The organism is Thermogutta hypogea, assembly GCF_055386265.1.
The window spans coordinates 1,616,137-1,633,739 of record NZ_AP042425.1; the positions used below are offsets into that span (position 1 = coordinate 1,616,137).

The 17,603-nt window shown below is 60.9% G+C and carries 10 protein-coding genes; 5 read left to right on the forward strand and 5 right to left on the reverse strand.

Going from position 1 to position 17,603, the window contains the following annotated elements; translation table 11 throughout:
• A complete protein-coding gene (locus ACZ5B4_RS05860) occupies positions 1-1,311 on the reverse strand; it encodes a hypothetical protein (protein WP_464913497.1) in 1,311 nt (436 codons plus the stop codon).
• 716 nt (positions 1,312-2,027) lie between these two features.
• Between ACZ5B4_RS05860 and ACZ5B4_RS05865 the strand changes: the two genes are divergently transcribed.
• A complete protein-coding gene (locus ACZ5B4_RS05865; RefSeq protein WP_464913498.1) occupies positions 2,028-3,818 on the forward strand; it encodes a S1C family serine protease in 1,791 nt (596 codons plus the stop codon).
• Between the two features lie 90 nt (positions 3,819-3,908).
• On the opposite strand, the gene ACZ5B4_RS05870 is transcribed toward ACZ5B4_RS05865, so the two are convergent.
• Both ACZ5B4_RS05870 and ACZ5B4_RS05875 read right to left on the reverse strand, forming a co-directional pair.
• On the reverse strand, positions 3,909-6,317 hold the full coding sequence (locus ACZ5B4_RS05870) for a glycoside hydrolase family 127 protein (protein ID WP_464913499.1): 2,409 nt from the start codon (positions 6,315-6,317) through the stop codon (positions 3,909-3,911).
• 310 nt (positions 6,318-6,627) lie between these two features.
• On the reverse strand, positions 6,628-7,956 hold the full coding sequence (locus ACZ5B4_RS05875) for a DUF4339 domain-containing protein (protein ID WP_464913500.1): 1,329 nt from the start codon (positions 7,954-7,956) through the stop codon (positions 6,628-6,630).
• 124 nt (positions 7,957-8,080) lie between these two features.
• Here ACZ5B4_RS05875 and ACZ5B4_RS05880 point away from each other — a divergent pair, with 124 nt between their 5' ends.
• Positions 8,081-8,695 carry a MarC family protein gene (locus tag ACZ5B4_RS05880; RefSeq protein WP_464913501.1) on the forward strand — a complete coding sequence of 205 codons (615 nt, stop codon included), beginning with the start codon at positions 8,081-8,083 and terminating at the stop codon, positions 8,693-8,695.
• A 56-nt stretch (positions 8,696-8,751) separates the two neighbouring features.
• On the opposite strand, the gene ACZ5B4_RS05885 is transcribed toward ACZ5B4_RS05880, so the two are convergent.
• The gene (locus ACZ5B4_RS05885) at positions 8,752-8,967 is read right to left on the reverse strand and encodes a hypothetical protein (protein WP_464913502.1); all 216 of its coding nucleotides are present in this window, start codon (positions 8,965-8,967) and stop codon (positions 8,752-8,754) included.
• Positions 8,968-9,108: 141 nt separating this feature from the next.
• Positions 9,109-10,428 carry a beta-ketoacyl-[acyl-carrier-protein] synthase family protein gene (locus tag ACZ5B4_RS05890; protein WP_464913503.1) on the reverse strand — a complete coding sequence of 440 codons (1,320 nt, stop codon included), beginning with the start codon at positions 10,426-10,428 and terminating at the stop codon, positions 9,109-9,111.
• Between the two features lie 416 nt (positions 10,429-10,844).
• Here ACZ5B4_RS05890 and ACZ5B4_RS05895 point away from each other — a divergent pair, with 416 nt between their 5' ends.
• The 3 genes from ACZ5B4_RS05895 to ACZ5B4_RS05905 all read left to right on the forward strand — a co-directional run bounded on the left by ACZ5B4_RS05895 (position 10,845) and on the right by ACZ5B4_RS05905 (position 17,502).
• On the forward strand, positions 10,845-12,107 hold the full coding sequence (locus ACZ5B4_RS05895) for an L-rhamnose isomerase (RefSeq protein ID WP_464913504.1): 1,263 nt from the start codon (positions 10,845-10,847) through the stop codon (positions 12,105-12,107).
• Between the two features lie 85 nt (positions 12,108-12,192).
• Positions 12,193-14,598 carry a purine-cytosine permease family protein gene (locus ACZ5B4_RS05900; RefSeq protein WP_464913505.1) on the forward strand — a complete coding sequence of 802 codons (2,406 nt, stop codon included), beginning with the start codon at positions 12,193-12,195 and terminating at the stop codon, positions 14,596-14,598.
• Positions 14,599-14,721: 123 nt separating this feature from the next.
• Complete coding sequence (locus ACZ5B4_RS05905) at positions 14,722-17,502, forward strand: family 78 glycoside hydrolase catalytic domain (RefSeq protein WP_464913506.1); 2,781 nt, start codon at positions 14,722-14,724, stop codon at positions 17,500-17,502.
• Positions 17,503-17,603 lie beyond the last annotated feature (101 nt).

The following is a 17,603-nucleotide window of genomic DNA, read 5'->3' on the forward strand; positions in this document are numbered from 1 at the left end:
CTACACTAGCGCAGCCGCCGGCGGCAACTCGCCGACATCGAGGGTGAATTCGACTTCGGCAGGTTGATTCCCCGGATCGTAGTTGACGGCGAACACGTAGATCGCGTCCTCCGCGGCGGTCAAAAACGCCGCCACCTTGCCACCCGTCGTCGTCCAGGACAACGCACCCTTGCACCGCGGAGCCAGAATCGCAGGAGCCAATCGAGTCAAGCGTTCGTTGATGCGCCGCAACGCCTCGCGGTTTTCCGCCGGGACTCCGAACTGCTTGTAAGACGGCTTCCAGATGTGCGTGAAATACCCGATGCCGGTGGCGCCGCCGCATAAGGCCATCCACACTTCGGCCTCAATATGTTTGGGTGTGACATCCTTTTGATTCTCCAAATCGCCGGTATACTGTCCGCCTTTGCTGGTTTCGATCCAAGCATAGACCGGCCGACGTTCCGCCAAAGCCGTGAGCTGCGTCGCGGCTTCGTACACCAAATGGACCCATTCCGGCTTATTCCAACCGTAGATGGGATAGATATCGAAGCCGACGACGTCGGCCGACGCGACGTAAGCGGGATAAAGGCGGTCGCGAACTTCCTCCGGCCATTTTCCGAAGTGGGGATGGAAGTAGCCGGTGAAGGTCATGAAGACCGGTCGACTCGCGTCCCCCTGCCGAATTCGCCGGTAGGCTTCCGCCGTCCGCTCCGGCGTTTGGCGAGGTACCCAGCGGGGAGGCGCCAGGAATACATTCCTGCCCTCCGCATCGTACGCGGCGATCTCCGCGATCGATCCCCATTCGTTTTGACCGGGATCGATCTTGATGACTCGGAAGGTGAATCGTGCCGCGGTGACCGGCTCCGGCAAGTCGATTGCTTGCTCGCCGCGGCGGTTCTCCAGAGCGAACACGCCCGCCTTTTGCCCATCGGCCCGGATTTCAATTTCCCGAGCGACGCTCAAACCGGGCGACGTCGTCAACCAGAAGGAGAATCGGCGGACTGTGACGGGGGAGGGTAGAGGCATGGTAATCTCCGCCTCCGCAAGTGGATCGAGTACGGACCACGAACTCGTATCGCCGTCGCGCATCCGCCATAGCGGGGCCCTGGAATTGATCCGCAAACCCGGCGAGGCTACGACTTCGCCATCGCTCACCTGCCGCGGGAGGTCCGGTTCATCTTCGTGAATATAACCCAGCAGCGCAGGATGACCTCGCAAGGCGTCGTCGTACGGCATCACGCCGTACAGGCCGGCGTCTTGAACCCGCCCCAAATACTCGCCGACGCTTTGAGTCCCCCCGGAGCCTCGCCAATAACCGGCCGTAGTGTTCATGCCGCAATCTCGAACGGCCGGGAAGTTAGCGGGATCTTGCAACCATGCCATGATAGGAAGAAACGGCCTCCCGTTGACGCGCAGTTCCCGCTCAGCCCCGATCGTGACGACGCTAATAGGCTCCGGCGGTTGCGCGGAAGATGATACGGCAGATGAAACAAGGCCACCCCACAGTGCCATCCGGAATAAAACCCGCCGGTAACCGTGCTGGAATCGTTGCATGAGATGCCTCTCCGGTGTCTGAGGAAGAATCGTACCAACTGGGAAAACGCACATCCAAAAACGCCCGACAGCCTCGGCTTCGACCTTCTTCCCCAACCGCTTCCCGTCGACCCGCCCGTTCTTTCACGAGCCGGATCGTTTTAACGCACAGCCTTGTCCCCCGCGCCCGGTCCCCAGTCCATTCAACGCACTCAACTTAGCGATTCCCTAGCCTGGAATAAAGTCCCCAAAGCGTCCATGAAAGCGCAGGGCCGAATCTGGAGGCCGAGCGTTGATTCCGCGGCTATTTGGAAAATAATGGGCGTAGAGTGACAACCGGCCATTCCAACGCAGAGGCCCCGGTTATGAACTCCGGCTCGACGCTCACCCCGGAGCCCTGCGTGCGTTCTTGCACCCATGGCACTTCGCACTTCTTTTCGGTCATTAAAGCCACGGAATTCTCCCAAATGCATGCCCCAAAGCTGCGTCCTCGGCCCCCGGCCCGATGTTTCGTGATGTTGCTGCTCGCCGCGATCATCGCAGGCGGGTTTACGGGCCTTCCCCAAGCGGTCGTCGCCGCTGAAGATCGGCCCGCGAATAACATTGAAAGCCTGGACGACGCACGTCGGCTGGAGTCGCGCATCAGCGAACTGGTCCCAAAACTCATTCCTTCCGTGGTGTGCGTTCGGGTGGGAAGCAGCCAGGGTTCGGGCGTAATCGTGACGGATGACGGTTATGTATTGACGGCCGGCCACGTCATTATTCAGCCTAATCAACGTGCCGAGTTCATCTTTTGGGACGGTAAGCGGGCTTTCGGAACCACATTGGGACGCAATGAAGAGCTGGATGCAGGACTTCTGAAATTGGAGGGTGACGGCCCCTGGCCGGCCGTGACAATGGGGCAGTCGGCGTCACTTTCGCAGGGCGATTGGGTTCTCGCGTTGGGACATCCGCTGGGTTTCACGGCGGGGCGTCCCCCGGTACTTCGCGTGGGCCGCGTCTTGCGCGCCGATCCTAGCGTGATTCGCACGGACTGTCCCCTGGTGGCCGGTGATTCCGGAGGCCCGCTGTTCGATTTGGAAGGTCGCGTGGTAGGAATCCACAGTCGGATTTCCACCGCCACCACCACGAATTTCCACGTCCCCGTCCAGGTTTTTTGCGATGGATGGGACCGCCTGGTCCGAGGGGAGGTATGGCGAAGCTCGCTGCCGCTGCGAGACCTGGACACGATCAAGCAGGCATTTGCGCAGGTTGTGGCGGGGGTTCGCGGCTGCGTGGTCCTCGTGCGATCCGGACAGAACGACGTTGCCTGGGGAACGATCGTCGGTCCGGACGGGTGGATCGTAACCAAAGCCGATGAGTTGGAGCCGCCGATCACCTGTCGCCTGCCGGACGGGCGCGAGCTGCCGGCCGAAATCATCGGCATCTCTCCCCAACACGACGTCGCCATGCTGAAGATCGATGCGAGGGACTTGCCGGAGATTGTTTGGCATCGCGGAGAAGACCCGCAGGTCGGACGGTGGCTCATCTCACCCGCGTTCGGCGGAGAGATTCCCGCAGTGATCGGCGTACTGGCCGCACCGCGACGCAGCATCCCTATTCAGCCGGGCATCTTAGGCGTCACGCTGCGGGATACGGATTCGGGACCGAGCGTAACCGAAGTGCTGGAGGGCACGGCCGCGTTTGCCGCCGGGATCAAGGCAGGAGACATCGTCCTGTCCGTGGAAGGCATCGCGACGGGGAAATCGGCGGATGTCGTCCGTGCCGTCCGAAACCATCGGCCGGGCGAAACGATCATCCTGAAGATTCGCCGCGGCGAGGAGGAGCAAGAGATTCAGGCCGTTTTGAAGCCGTCGGATACTCCCGACGCGAGGAAACGGCGAATGCAAAATGCCTCGGGCATCGGAGTCAGTCGCCGCGCGGATGACTATCCGGCCGTCTTGCAGCACGACGGAGTTCTGCCTCCCAAGCAATGCGGCGGTCCCGTCGTCGACTCGGACGGGAACGTCATCGGCATCAACATCGCCCGGGCAGGCAGAACCGAGACCTTCGTATTGCCCGCGGACGTACTGCTGGATTTGATGTACGATCTTATGTCCGGGCGTCTCCGGCCGGATGGGTCCGCGCTGCGGGAGGATGTATCCAACACGGGGCCGGTCAACGGCGAGTCCGGAGAAAACCCACCCTTGCCGCCGTACGAAAAATCTCCGCCCGACGACGATTCAACACCGGAAGCGTCTCCCGATCCCGCGGACAAGCCCGCACCGGTCGAGCCGAACGAAGAATCCGAACCCGAGAAACAGTAGCCCGGCGGACTTGGCCACCTCGGCAACAGATTCACCTTGACGGCGTGGCGGCATCTGACACCTATCTCGCCACCGACATAGGCCCCGGGTCTATTCCACGCGCCACTCCAAGATGCCGCCCGAGAAGTTTTCCCGAAGCCGCACTTCCAGTCGCAGTCCCGTCGTTTCGATGGGCGTGAAACGGACGCGGTTGAATGCGTCCTTTTGCAGACCGAACTCGTCGCCGGTGGTTAGGAGCCGCCACTCGCTCCCGTCGAGGTAGAGCAATCGCCATCCTGCGGGAATACGGCACTGGCCGCCGACCGGCTCGTCATCGAACCAGTAAACTTCGGCGGCCGAAAGTGTAACCGGTGCGGCCCAACGGTATTCGACCCACTCCTCGGTGCCGCGATGGTCCCACCAAGTAAACCGAGGGATTCCGTGATCGCTGGAGTTTTGGGGCACCAACGTGTCGTTGAGGGCCTCGACTTGGTCGTTGGGGTTACAATGCGAGGCGGCAGGCTCGGCGGCTTCCAGCACCGTCAACGGCTGATCTTCGCCCAACGTGGCCGGATCGAGAGGTCGATAGAGCAGTCCCTGCCAAGAAGGATCGTCCGTTTCAGGAAGGCGAGACTTGCCCGATTGCCGAACCCACACCGCCATGGGCCCCGGCTCGCGGTGATCCCAAGCGTAATATGGGACGGCCGTGACCCGGCGCTGATCCGCGGCATCGGCCCGCACTACTACCATCCCGCCGAGCAGATCGGGACGGTATTCCGTTTCCGGTCGCAGGTCCTTAGCCAGCACGATCTTGCGGACGTCGAAGCCGTTATCCGCGCTTTCGAAACAGTAAACCAGCGGACCTCTTTGAAGGGCGACGCGACCGCGATCGGCCGCCACGGCCGGATGGGCCTCGATTCGCTCGACCGGCATCGCCAAGCTCAGATCCACGCTATCTCCCTCTTTCCAAACTCGGCGGAGCGTAAGGTATCCTTTCTCGATCACCGGGCTGCCAATCGCTTCCCCGTTCACCGCGGCCTTGAACTCGCGGCACCAGCCGGGAATGCGGAGTTTGAGCGCGAATTCCCGCGGCTTTTTCGGAAACAGGCGGATTGCGATTTCTCCGTCCCAGGGATACCGTCCCTCTTGGCGAATGCCCAATTTCCCGCCGGGCGTCTCCAAGACAGCGCTGCCAGCCACGTAAAGGTTGACGAAGACTTCCTCGGGGTCGGCCCGTTGCATATAGACGTAACCCGGTACGGAGGGGATCAATCGCACCACGTTCGTGGGGCAGCAAGCACAGCCGAAAAACGGTTGCCGATGGTGATTGCCCGCCGACGCCAAGGGGTTGACGTAGAAGAAATGCTCACCGTCCAAGGCGACGCCCGCCAAAACGTTGTTGTAGAGCGCCCGCTCCAAGACGTCCGCATACTGGGCGTCTCCATGCATGAGCGCGAAACGGTACGACCAAAGGACCAGACCGATCGCGGCGCACGTCTCGCAATACGCGGATTCGTTGGGCAATTCGTAGGGATCGCCGAATGCCTCGCCCGCATGACGGGCGCCGACGCCCCCCGTGATGTAGAGTTTTCGCAGGGTGACGTCCTTCCAAATGCGGTCCATGGCGGCCATCAGTTCCGGGTCGCCGGTATAGGCCGCCACATCCGCCACGCCTGAATAGAGGTACATGGCGCGCACCGCGTGCCCGACGATTTCCGACTGCTCGCGAACCGGGAGATGGTCTTGGCAATACGGGCCGTACGACGGCCGGTGCGTGCTATCTCCGCGTTGATCGATGAAGAACTTGGCCAGGTCGAAGTAGCGCCGCTCGCCGGTTACCTCGTACAGCTTGACCAGGGCCAACTCGATTTCCTCGTGGCCGGGCACGCCGTACTTTTTCCCGGGGCCGAACACGCTGTCGATATGGTCGGCCAGGCGGATCGCCACGTCCAGGAGCGTGCGTTTGCCCGTGGCGCGATAGTGCGCGACCGCGGCCTCGAAAAGGTGGCCCGCGCAATACAATTCATGCATCACCGGCAGATTCGTCCATCGCTTATCCAGCCCGGTCAGCGTGTAATACGTATTCAGGTAGCCGTCTTCGCGTTGGGCGGCGGCGATCCATGCGATGACGCGATCCATCCGCTGTTCCAATTCGGGGTCCGGCGCGGCCGCCAGCGCGTACGAAGCCCCCTCCAAGACCTTGTAGACGTCCGAGTCGTTGAAGTAGATGCCTTCGAATTCGCCCTGCATCAGGCCGGCCGCCTTGGCGAAGTTGGAAAAGCGACCGGTTTCCTCGCACCAACGAAAATTGTGCGGAATGGACCGGTCGTGATTCGTCTTCAACCGAACCGACCAAAAACCGTCATCCAATTGAACGGCGGTGAAGGGGACGGGCGTCAGACGATGGGCCGCGGTGGGCGGTTCCTCGCCATTGGTGGGCAAAGCCGCCGGCAACACGCTCGCGGCCGTTATGCACGCGAAGAGAAATCGAATCCAAGTGGATTTTCCGAATTGTCTCATCACTCCCTCCGGGTACTTCACATCAGGGCCGCCTTTGGCGACTAGGCGGACTACCATTCGAAAGGCCGTCATTCGTCGCTGGCCGACTTGCACCAAACGGTATCGCCCGGTGGATGAGGATGATCCCCCCGGGCGCCGCACGCGGTCGGCGCGCGACCATGAAGATCCTTCCCTTTTTAACGTCCCAGCGCGCTCGTTGCAAACGCGCACAAGAAAGGCGTCGACGGGTCGGCTATGAGCAGCTTCCGGAAGCGTCCCCTCTTCCGGGCGCGACGGTCGTGCGAGATGCTTCCCGCCGCCTCGTGCTCGCTCACGCGTCCGTGACCTCCGATCGGTCGCGTTCCAATTGTTCGAGTCTGGCGGGAATCGCTAGGACGGAGGCTAAGAGGGCCAGCACCAGTTGCCCGAAAACGAAAACCAAATACGTCACTACCGGGACCAATCCGCCAAGAATGAGGAAGATTCGTCCCGAGACCTCGAAGGCCAATCCCAGCAACCGGCGATTGAAGGCTTTATCGAACTGTTCGAAATCGTCCGGCGCGACATTTCTTACTTCCCCAAGTCCCAAGATCAGGGCCGTCAGCAGTTGGAAGAATCCCAGCAGAATCAGCGTGCCGAACAGGACCGGCGTAATGCGCAAGATCATTTTTAGAAAGAACTGCAACAGTCCCAACGCCTCCTCAGCGGGCGAAGTTTCAGGAACGATCGCAATGTTCATCCCTTCCAGGTTCAGCATGGAGAGACTGAGGTAGGCGAAGACGATGAACACCCCCAGCGCGACGAAGAGGAGATTCGGCGTCCCGCTGCGAAAGGCAATGACCGTGAACAAGACCAGGCCCGCCGTGCCGGCGAAAAGCGATATTAGCGACAGCCCGTCGGTCGGGGCGGAGGACCCAAGCTGTGCGTGAACTAGGCGATCCCAGCGTTCTAGGACGAACAGCAGCCGGGAGGCCGCGTACTGAAAAATCACCAACACCGCCGCGAATGCAATCCCGCTGAAGATGACGGTGGGGTCCGATTGCCGCAAACCGGCGGCCGCTCCGGCAAGGATCGCGACCGCGGCGCCCGCCCAGAGACCGAATTGCCCGCATAGCGCGAACAGCCGTAACGTGCCGTTGATGAACTCGCTGCCGAAAACTTGTCGCAAGAGCCCCAGAATGGCATCGAAGACGTGTCCGCCTTGGCTTTCGCGTGATCGGGCGAAAGTGGTCGGTGAGTTTTCGAAAGCCGCCTTCAACCGGCCGGTACGTTCCCCCTCGGAGCGCGGAAACGACCCCGAAAGCGGCGGCGGCCGCCGAGAAGGAAATGCGTCCTCTTCCCCCGATGCCGTCGCCGCAGCGTTGCTACCCACAGGCACAGGCGATTGTGCGAGCGGGTATTCATTCTGATCGTCCGACTGTGGCTCTTCCGGACCGGATTCCGCAGCCGCAACGGAAGGAGCGGATGGGGAAGCGTCCGCCGCCTCGCTCTGCGGAAAAAGCCCCCGAATGCGTTTGGCGGCCGTCCAATCCCGCAATCCCTCCCGCCAAACGAGATCATCCGGCAGCAATTCCGAATTCTGCGCCAGGCGTTTCAGCTCGGCCGCGGTGATCGGCCCGATCTTGCGGTCGCCCTTTGCATAATACCACTGTTGAACCATGCGATTTCCCTGACCGGCCGGTGAGGCGGAACCCCGAGCGGATGCTTTTCGATCCTTCACGTGCTATCCTGATTCAATCCGTGGGGAATTGCAAGCCGCTTCCAAAGACGCTCTGAAACACGCCATGGACGCTTTCGCGGACTTTGTCAACCGGTTCCTTTACTGCCTGATTCCCCTCTTCGTCGCCGTCGATCCCATCGGCATCCTACCGCTGTATTTGGGATTTACCGCCGAGCTTTCGGAAGTGGGCAAACGGCGCGTCATTCGGCAATCGCTGCTCACCGCGGCGATCGTAGTCATCGGCTTCGCTCTCGCCGGTCGTTGGGTACTTCTTTACCTGCAAATCACAATCGCAGATTTCATGATGGCCGGGGGAATACTCTTGTTCGTTTTGGCGATGGGAGATCTCTTTGCCACGGAAAAGAGCGGGGTTCGGCCGGACCCCGAATCGCTGGGCGCCGTTCCCTTGGGCATTCCGCTGATTGCCGGCCCGGCCGTCTTGACGACGGTCTTGCTATTGACGAATTCCTTCGGCGCCGTGCCGGCTCTCTTGGCCGCAATCGTGAACATCGGCCTGGCCGGGGTATTCTTTCGCGCCGCATCAGCCATTGAGAGAATCGTGGGACCGACCGGGTTGCGGACGGCCTCCAAGATGGCGGCTCTGATCCTGGCTGCGATCGGGGTGATGATGGTACGGCGGGGTCTGGAAGCTACGTTCCCCGGACTCACCGAACATTGACGGAAGTCACTGCCGGTTCGGAGAATTTCGCCGCGAGGCGGAGCCCCCGAAGAGACTCATACAGGGTCCAACTGCGACTCTGAATCCTCGGGCGCCGCCCGATGCATCTTGCTCAAGAGCGTCTCCACCTGGTTGCGTTTTTCGCGCAGCGTGTTGCGGACGTCTGTGAATCGAGCGTGCCGAATCTCGCAATGCAGGTCGGCCCTCTCTCGCTCCAACAGTTCCACCAACAGCGCGCACTCGCTCTCAGAAATGTCGAGCAGCGGGACCATGGTCGTCCCTCCTCAAGCTAAGAATCTGCCCCCAAAAGAATGGTAGGCAGTGTTTCGAGCAGAGGCAACCCGGCCGTGAGACCGAACCAACCCCACCCCTATACCCACTGGAAGTGGATATAATACCCATCGAAGTGCAGGTCAGTTCGTCGAAAAGCGGCGAATCACGGCCGCGGAGGCCTGTCCTTGGGCATTGAAGCTGAGGTTGACGAATACTTCGCCGGCAGGGACGTCGCCGTCGCGAATCACCCGAACAGGACAGTCGGGATCGGGCGTATCGTAGTTCAGGGTCGGGAATAAAGTCTTTTCCAGTAAAGCAAGGACGCCGATAATCAGTTCCACCATGCCGCTTCCAGCCCCCAGATTGCCATAGTAGCTTTTGGGGGCCATCACAGGGACCGTGTTGGGGCCGAAAACGTCGGCTATACCCAATGCCTCTTCACGGTCGGCAGTGCGAGTGCTTAGCCCGTTGGCAACTACGAAGCCGACATCGGTCGCGTCTAAGCCGGCCTGTTTTAAGGCACCGACCAGGGCTAATCGCACCGCTTGCCGCAAATCACTGACTCCGTTTTTGCCGATGGCCGCAACGGAGAAAGCCGCGAGCACCTCAGCGTACAAGTTCGCGCCACGGTTCCGAGCGTGAGAAAGCTCCTCCAACAGAACGGCGCCGGCGCCTTCCCCAAGCACCATGCCCCGGCGGTTCCTGTCGAACGGGCGGCTGACGGTGGCCGGGTCTTGGTCGTCGGTCACAGCCAGTTCCTCTTGTTGCACGCAGTGCATCAATTTCATGGTGCTCAAGCGAGTACCGGTCGAACCGGCCAGCATCGCATCGGCTCGACCATGGCGGATGGTGTTCAAGGCATCCATCACGCAAATGTTGGGCGTCGCCTCGCGGAGGGTCAGCGAGTTGCTCGGGCCTCGCAGATCGTTGTAGATGCCCAAGTGGCTGGCAGGCATGTTGGGTAGATACTTCAGTAGCCACAGTGGAAATAACTGCGGCATTCCCTTGACAGGCCAAAGCGAGAAGCGGAATGTGCCTTGCTCATCCCTGGCGTGGCGGAAACCCTCGATGAATTCCTCCGGCGAACTGACCATATAGTCGCTGCCGAAGCAGACGCCGATCCTGGCCGGATCGACCTTGCCGGGCGCAATCCCGGCATCGTTCAAGGCGAGCTGGCCGGCCGCGACGCCCATCTGACATTCGCGGCACATCACTTTCAGGGCCTTCCGCAGGTTCTTCTGCACCTCCTTGGAGATGTTGCCGAAATCGCCGATCGAACCGGTGAAATCCTTCACTTCGCCGCTGTATCGGACCGGGACGGCACCCGGCGGCAAGACCGACAAGCGGCCTACGCCGCTTCGCCCGTTCCGTAGCGATTCCGCAACCGCGCTTTGGGAGCTTCCAATCGGGCTGATGACGCCCAGCCCGGTGATGACGACTCTGCGCGACTCCACGTCCATCCCAAATCCTCGCCCAAGAGATGCTTTTTCGACAATCGGCGCAAAACTTTAGTTTACCGCTGCGGCGAGCAAGCGTCGAGGTCGGCGCGGCGACGATCCCACTGGCAGAAAATCCTTCGGAAACCGTGCAATTCCATTCCGTGGTGTGCCCCAAAGCCGTTCGCCGTCGCGAATCATGACGCGGGGTGCTGGAAACACAGTCAACGGCGTGTCACAATGTACCGCGCTTCGCGTACAGGAATGCCTGAGGCCGCGCCGGTCGACCACTTCTTCCGCGTTCGTCTTTGCACTTAGAGTGGTTCGATATGCGAGAGTTTGGGCGGCGTTGCCTTGTACCACGTCAGACTTCAGTGTGGAAGCTTGCGCCGTGAGATCGGCGGAAAGCTGGGATCAATCGATCGATGAGGGAGGATGCCATGGCATCGGGAGTTGAACAGGCCTTTGAAACGGCGTCCGCACGTTACGCGGAAATTGGGGTGGATGTCGCCTCGGCTTTGGCGAAATTGGACTCCATTTCCATCTCCATGCACTGCTGGCAAGGCGACGATGTGGGCGGCTTCGAGAGCGACGCCGGGCTGAGCGGCGGAGGGATCATGGCCACCGGTTCGTATCCCGGCAAAGCCCGTAATGCGGACGAATTGCGTCAAGACGCGGATCAAGCCTTTCGCCTGATTCCGGGACGCCATCGTTTCAATTTGCACGCCATCTATCTCGAAACCGGCGGAACGAAGGTCGAGAGAGACTCGATCGCACCTGAGCACTTTTCGCGATGGATGGACTGGGCGGCGGAACGCGGCATCGGCCTCGATTTCAATCCCACCTTCTTTTCCCACCCCATGGCGAACGACGGATTCACGCTCACCCACCCCGACAGCGGCATCCGCGGGTTTTGGATTCGTCACGGGATCGCTTGCCGCAAGATCGGTGAGGCCTTCGGCCGAAGGCTTGGCTCCGCCTGCGTAACCAACGTTTGGATACCGGATGGGCAGAAGGATCTGACGGCCGATCGCCAAACGCCGCGACGCCGCCTGGCGGATGCCTTGGACGAGATATTCCGCGAACCAATCGATACCGCTTATCTGCGGGACTCGGTGGAAAGCAAGCTCTTCGGCATCGGCTCCGAAACATACGTCCCCGGATCGCATGAATTCTACCTGGGATACGCCATCACCCGGAAAAAACTACTGACCCTGGATACCGGCCACTTTCATCCCACGGAAAACATCGCCGACAAGCTATCTTCCGTGCTGTTGTACCTCGACGGCGTGTTGCTGCACGTCAGCCGCGGCATCCGCTGGGATAGCGATCACGTCGTCATATACAACGACGAAACGCGAGCCGTGGCTGAAGAGATCGTTCGTGGGGACCACTTCGGGCGTGTCCTGATCGGTCTGGATTTCTTCGACGCAAGCATCCATCGCGTGGCGGCTTGGGTGACCGGCATGCGCGCCATGCTGAAAGCGATGCTCTGGGCACTGCTGGAACCGACGGCACAACTCCGGGAATTGGAGACGGCGCGAGATTACACGGCGCGGCTCGTTCTGTTTGAGACCGTCAAGACTCTCCCGTTCGGGGCGGTTTGGGATTATCATTGTCGGCGCCACGATGTGCCGCTCGACGCCGAGATCATCGGTGAGGTCCGCCGATACGAGCGCGAAGTCACGAATCGTCGCGGCTGAAACGTTAAGCAAAGACGATGCCGAGAAATCGGAGCAAGTTCTCGCGGAGTTGCTTGTCCTTAAACTCTGAGACGGGAGACGAGAAATGGCGTTGAATGATAACCCACCAAAAGGGCAGGGAGTATTTCAGCGACTCGACAAGCTCAACGAGTTTGAGCGACAAGCGGTCACGCCCGACAAACTGCACGGCGGGCGTTATTTCGCCGGCCTTTTCGCGGGCGAACATGTGGCGGCCACGGAATTCGTGATCGGTGCCCTCTTCGTGATTTGGGGGGCGAAGGTGTACGACGTGGTCGTCGGCCTATTGATCGGAAACCTGTTGGCGGTTCTCTCCTGGACGGCGATCTGCGCCCCGATCGCCGTCCAGACACGATTGACTCTGTATTGGTATCTGCGGCAAATCGCCGGTCCCGTGGTAACGGTCTTATACAATCTGCTAAACGCCGTCCTTTATTGCATCTTGGCGGGTTGCATGATCACGGTCGCAGCGTCCGCCGTCCGGATACCCTTCGGTATTGCGCCGCAAACCGGTTGGTTTCCGCAAGATACCGGATTCATCTTCGTCGTCATCGGCGTCGGGGCGGTCGTGGTGACGCTGGCAATTTTAGGATTCAAACGTTTGGCGCAATTCGCCGTTGTGTGTTCCCCCTGGATGCTGCTGATGTTCGTCTGCGGGGCCGTCATGGCCATGCCGCAAGTGGGGCATGTCTCGACTTTGAAGAATTTTTGGACGGTGGCCGAATCACGTATTTGGACCGGTCCCGGTCCGGCGGTGAGTGCCATCGAAACCCGTCCCACGGAGGATAGAAAAGGGAAAGAGGTGGTGCTTCATCTGGCCAATCTGGGTGATCGCCTGTTGGTGCTTTCTGAGGGCGATTCCCCGCATCAGGCCTACGAGCAAGATCCCACCGGTCCTGAGCTGCCCGGCTTTTTCCTCTCAGCCGATGCGGACCCGAAAACAGCCGTGTTCGTAGCGGCTAAGGCCCGCGTGGAGAACATTTACGGCGAGGCCGACTTGAGCATGACCATGGACCCGGCCTTTGCCGGGCAAGCCCAGGCCATCATCGCTCAAGCCGAGGAATCGCGTCGCCGTAACGCACGGCGATCGGGCAACGAGGAAGAGGATGCATCCGCTCCCGCAGTCTCCGATGCGACGTCCGCGGACCCGAGCGATGCGGGCGGGCAGGTTTCACCGACGGCAGAAAACACGGAGGACGCCGCGAAGGAGGCTGCGGAAGCCGCGGAACCGCAGCCGGTTCCGCAGTCCCCGCCGCTGCCGCCCTTCGTGCCTCAACCCATCAATGTTCCGCTTCCGCCTCCCATCATCGAACGCATCCTTGTGCTCCATGCGGAGGGGGTGACCGATCCTCAGTTGGTCCGCTATGTGCGACCGAAGACACGGCCGGGCACCATTTGCAACGACAACTTCGTTCCCCTCCAGGATTTCACGGCCGACGTTCGGGGAACGATTCTTTCCGCGGTAACTCATATCGGTTTTTGGCACATCGCGGCCTTCGCCTGGATCTGCAATTTGGCCATGCACATCGGGCTGTCCGATATGGCGATTTTTCGATTCGCGAAAAGCTCGTGGTACGGGTTGTACTCCAGCCTGGGCATGTTCTTGGGGCACTATCTGGCCTGGATCTGTGCCGGCATCATGGGTGCCGCAGCGGCCCGACTCACCGCTACGCCGCTGATGATGCTGGACTCCGGGCAAGTCGCCTTTTTGTCTCTCGGTTGGGCGGGCGCGATCGCCGTCATCATCGCCGGCTGGACGACGTCCAATCCCACGCTCTATCGCGCCGGCCTGGCCTTGCAAGTCATCACGCCCAATTGGCCGCGATGGCTCGTCACGCTCCTCGCCGGAATCGTCACAACGACCATTGCATGCTTCCCGTTCGTGTTCCTGTATCTGCTCGATTTCGTCGGCGTCTACGGGATCTTGTTGATGCCCGTCGGCGCGATCGTGGTTGTGGAACATTGGATATTCCCGCTCCTGGGTTGGCAGCGATATTGGTCTTCCAAGCGCGGACAACTGGTGAACGTCCCGGCCGTGATCGCCTGGGCGGCCGGTTTGGCCTTGGCGATCATTGGGTGGCGGACAGGATGGATTCACCTCTTTTTCCTGGCCGTGCCCGTTTGGTTCCTAACCGCCCTGGTCTACCTGATCTTGGCGTTTCTCGCCGGTGCCTCCAAGCATGTCGGGGAAGCGGACGATGCATCCTCGGGATCCGCTCCATCCGGCGATCAACCGCAAACGGTGACCGGGCCGCCCGCCGCAAGACGCTCCGCCGGTTTGGCTACTTTCGCCTTTGGGGCGGGAGCCGCCTTGTGCCTCGTGGCCAGCTTGGGGTTTGCGATCATTTCCTTCCTCGGCTACATGGAGCCGGCGACGATCAAGCCGTCGCTCCTGTACTTGGCGATCGTCTATTTCGTTTTTGGCACGCTGTACGTCGTGAATCGTGAGCGTGCTCGGGCAAGCACGGGTTGAGCGGATCTGCGAACAATTACTCGTAAGCGGACGCGTGAAGGTCCGTGGTTCCCGGCAATCACGGAGTGAGGCCGAAGATTGCCGCGGCAACGCGGAAGACTTCCGGATCATGGAGATACAGAAATGCCGACAAGCACAAAGACTCGGGTTGCGACCGTCCTTGGGGTTTGCGTGGGGGCGCTGCTAGGCGGTGCCCGGGTTCTCGCGGAGGAGGCCCCAGGGGCCACGAGTCCCGCTCGGCTCGAGCAGTTGCGCTGCGAGTACCGCGTGGATCCGCTGGGCATCGACGTGGCACGGCCGCGGTTAAGCTGGATCATGCGAGATATCCGCCGCGGTGCGTGCCAAACCGCTTACCAGGTGTTGGTGGCCTCCAGCCGCGAGAAACTGGATCGGAATGAGGGCGATCTCTGGGATTCCGGCCGGGTGGAATCTTCGCTGACGAATCAGATCGAATACGGCGGTCTTCCGCTCGCGTCGCGAACGGAATGCCACTGGAAAGTCCGGATTTGGGATGCGGACGGCGCAGTCACCGAATACAGCCGACCTGCCTTGTGGACCATGGGTTTGCTCGAAAATGCGGATCGGCAAGCACAATGGATTCAGGCCCCGGAGACCTTGTACCACCCGGCTTTGGACAATCCTTCGCAAGAGGATCCCGCCGCGAGAATCTTGGCGACGGGACTGTTTCGCAAGGAATTCGCCGTCGATCAGCCGGTCCGCAAGGCGACGCTTTATGCGAGTGCCTTAGGGTTGTTCGACGTGGAATTGAACGGGAAGGACGCCGTCCCGGACCTCTTTCCGCCGGGATGGACCGACTACAACAAGCGCGTTTATTACAACACTTACGACGTGACCGCTTTGGTAGCTCAAGGCAAGAACGCAATCGGCGCGACATTAGCACCGGGCTGGTATTCAGGCCACATCGGCTGGTTCAAGCAGGCCTTTCTGTACGGGAAGGATCCCAAGATTTGGTTGCAGCTCGAGCTGGAATTGGCGGACGGTTCTCGTACGGTCGTGGTGACGGACGAGTCCTGGAAGTTCTCCTTCGGTCCGGAGATCGAGGCGGAATTCCTTGCCGGCGAGACCTACGATGTGCGCTTGCGAATGCCGGGTTGGAGCGAGCCGAACTTCAATGACGCGGACTGGAAGCCCGCCGTCGCCGCCTCGGACGTCCCGGCGAGGCTGGAGGCACAGCCGGGGGTGCCCGTTCTCATCACCGGCGAGGTCCCCACCCAATCGATCGCCGAGCCGCAACCCGGCGTATTCGTCTTCGATTTGGGCCAGAATTTCGCCGGTTTCGCACGATTGAAGGTGCAAGGTCCCGCCGGCACCCGCGTTCGTATGCGTTTCGCGGAGGTCTTGAACCCGGATGGAACGATTTACACCACGAACCTGCGTTCCGCGCGGGCGACGGATACCTACATCCTTTCCGGAGAGGGGGTCGAGACTTGGCAGCCGCGATTTACCTTCCACGGTTTTCGTTACGTCGAGGTGACGGGCTATCCGGGACGGCCGGGAAAAGACGCCGTCACGGGCTTGGCCGTCAACTCGGATATCCCCCTGGTCGGCTCGTTCACCTGTTCCAACCCCATGGTCAATCAACTCTTCAGGAACATCGTTTGGACGCAGCGAGCCAACTTCATCTCCGTGCCCACCGATTGCCCGCAGCGGGATGAGCGCTTGGGGTGGACGGGTGATGCCGAGGTATTCATCCGAGCGGCGAGCTACAACGCGGATGTGGCGGCATTCTTCACGAAATGGCTTCGCGATTTGGAAGACGCGCAAGGCCCCGAGGGTGATTTTCCCGACGTGGCCCCGCGGATCGTCGCCATGGGAGGCGGTACGGCGGCGTGGGCCGACGCGGGAACGGTGTGCCCTTGGACCATCCATCAGGTGTACGCCGACCGACGGGTTCTGGAAGAGCATTTTGACGCCATGGAGCGATGGATCGCCTATTGCCGCACGCACAGCCAAGGCCTTTTGCGCCCCGCCGAAGGTTACGGGGATTGGCTTTCGATCAACGCCGACACGCCCAAGGACGTACTGGCTACGGCCTTTTTCGCCTATAGCACGCGGCTCACCGCGGAAGCGGCCGCTGCCCTCGGGATGAAAGACAAGGCTGCGGAGTATATGCGTCTCTATGAAGAGATTCGCCAAGCATTTCAAAAGGCCTATGTCTCCGAAGACGGTCGCGTCCAAGGAAACACTCAAACCTGCTATGTGCTGGCGCTACGTTTCGGTCTTCTTCCCGAAAGCCTGCGGGAAAACGCGGTGCGGTATTTGGTCGACGACATCGCGCAACGCGACCATCACCTTTCGACCGGGTTTGTCGGCACGGCCTACTTGATGCCGACGCTCTCCGATTTCGGCCGAACCGGCGTCGCTTACCGTCTGCTCTTGAACGACACGTTCCCATCTTGGGGTTTCTCGATCAAGCACGGTGCGACCTCCATCTGGGAGAGATGGGATGGTTGGACGCCCGAGAAAGGTTTTCAAGACCCGGGGATGAACAGCTTCGCCCATTACGCTTTCGGCGCGGTCGGACAGTGGCTGTTCCAGTATGTGGGGGGCATCGACACGGACGGGCCCGGCTTCCGGAAAATCGTGCTGCGGCCGCATCTCGGTCCGGGGCTGGATTTTGTCGATGCGCGTTACGGGTCGATCTGCGGCGAGATCGTCAGCGAATGGCGGCGGGAAGATGACGGCCTGAGTTGGCACGTCGTCGTACCGGCGAACGTCTCGGCGACGGTCTGTGTTCCCGCCACGGGATCGGATGCGGTTACCCTGGACGGGCAGCCGCTGGAACATGCCTCAGGTGTGGAAGTGATCCGGCAAGAGGCCCACTATCGTGTTTTGTCCGCGAGGGCGGGCGAGTATCGATTCCACGTGCGACGCGGACAATGATGCGCCGATTCGCCGACTGTTTCCACGGGATGGCTGAGAATCGCTCTGGGTGTGCGACCTTATGCCGTCGGGGCAGGCAAGGGCAGCACAATGCGGTGGTG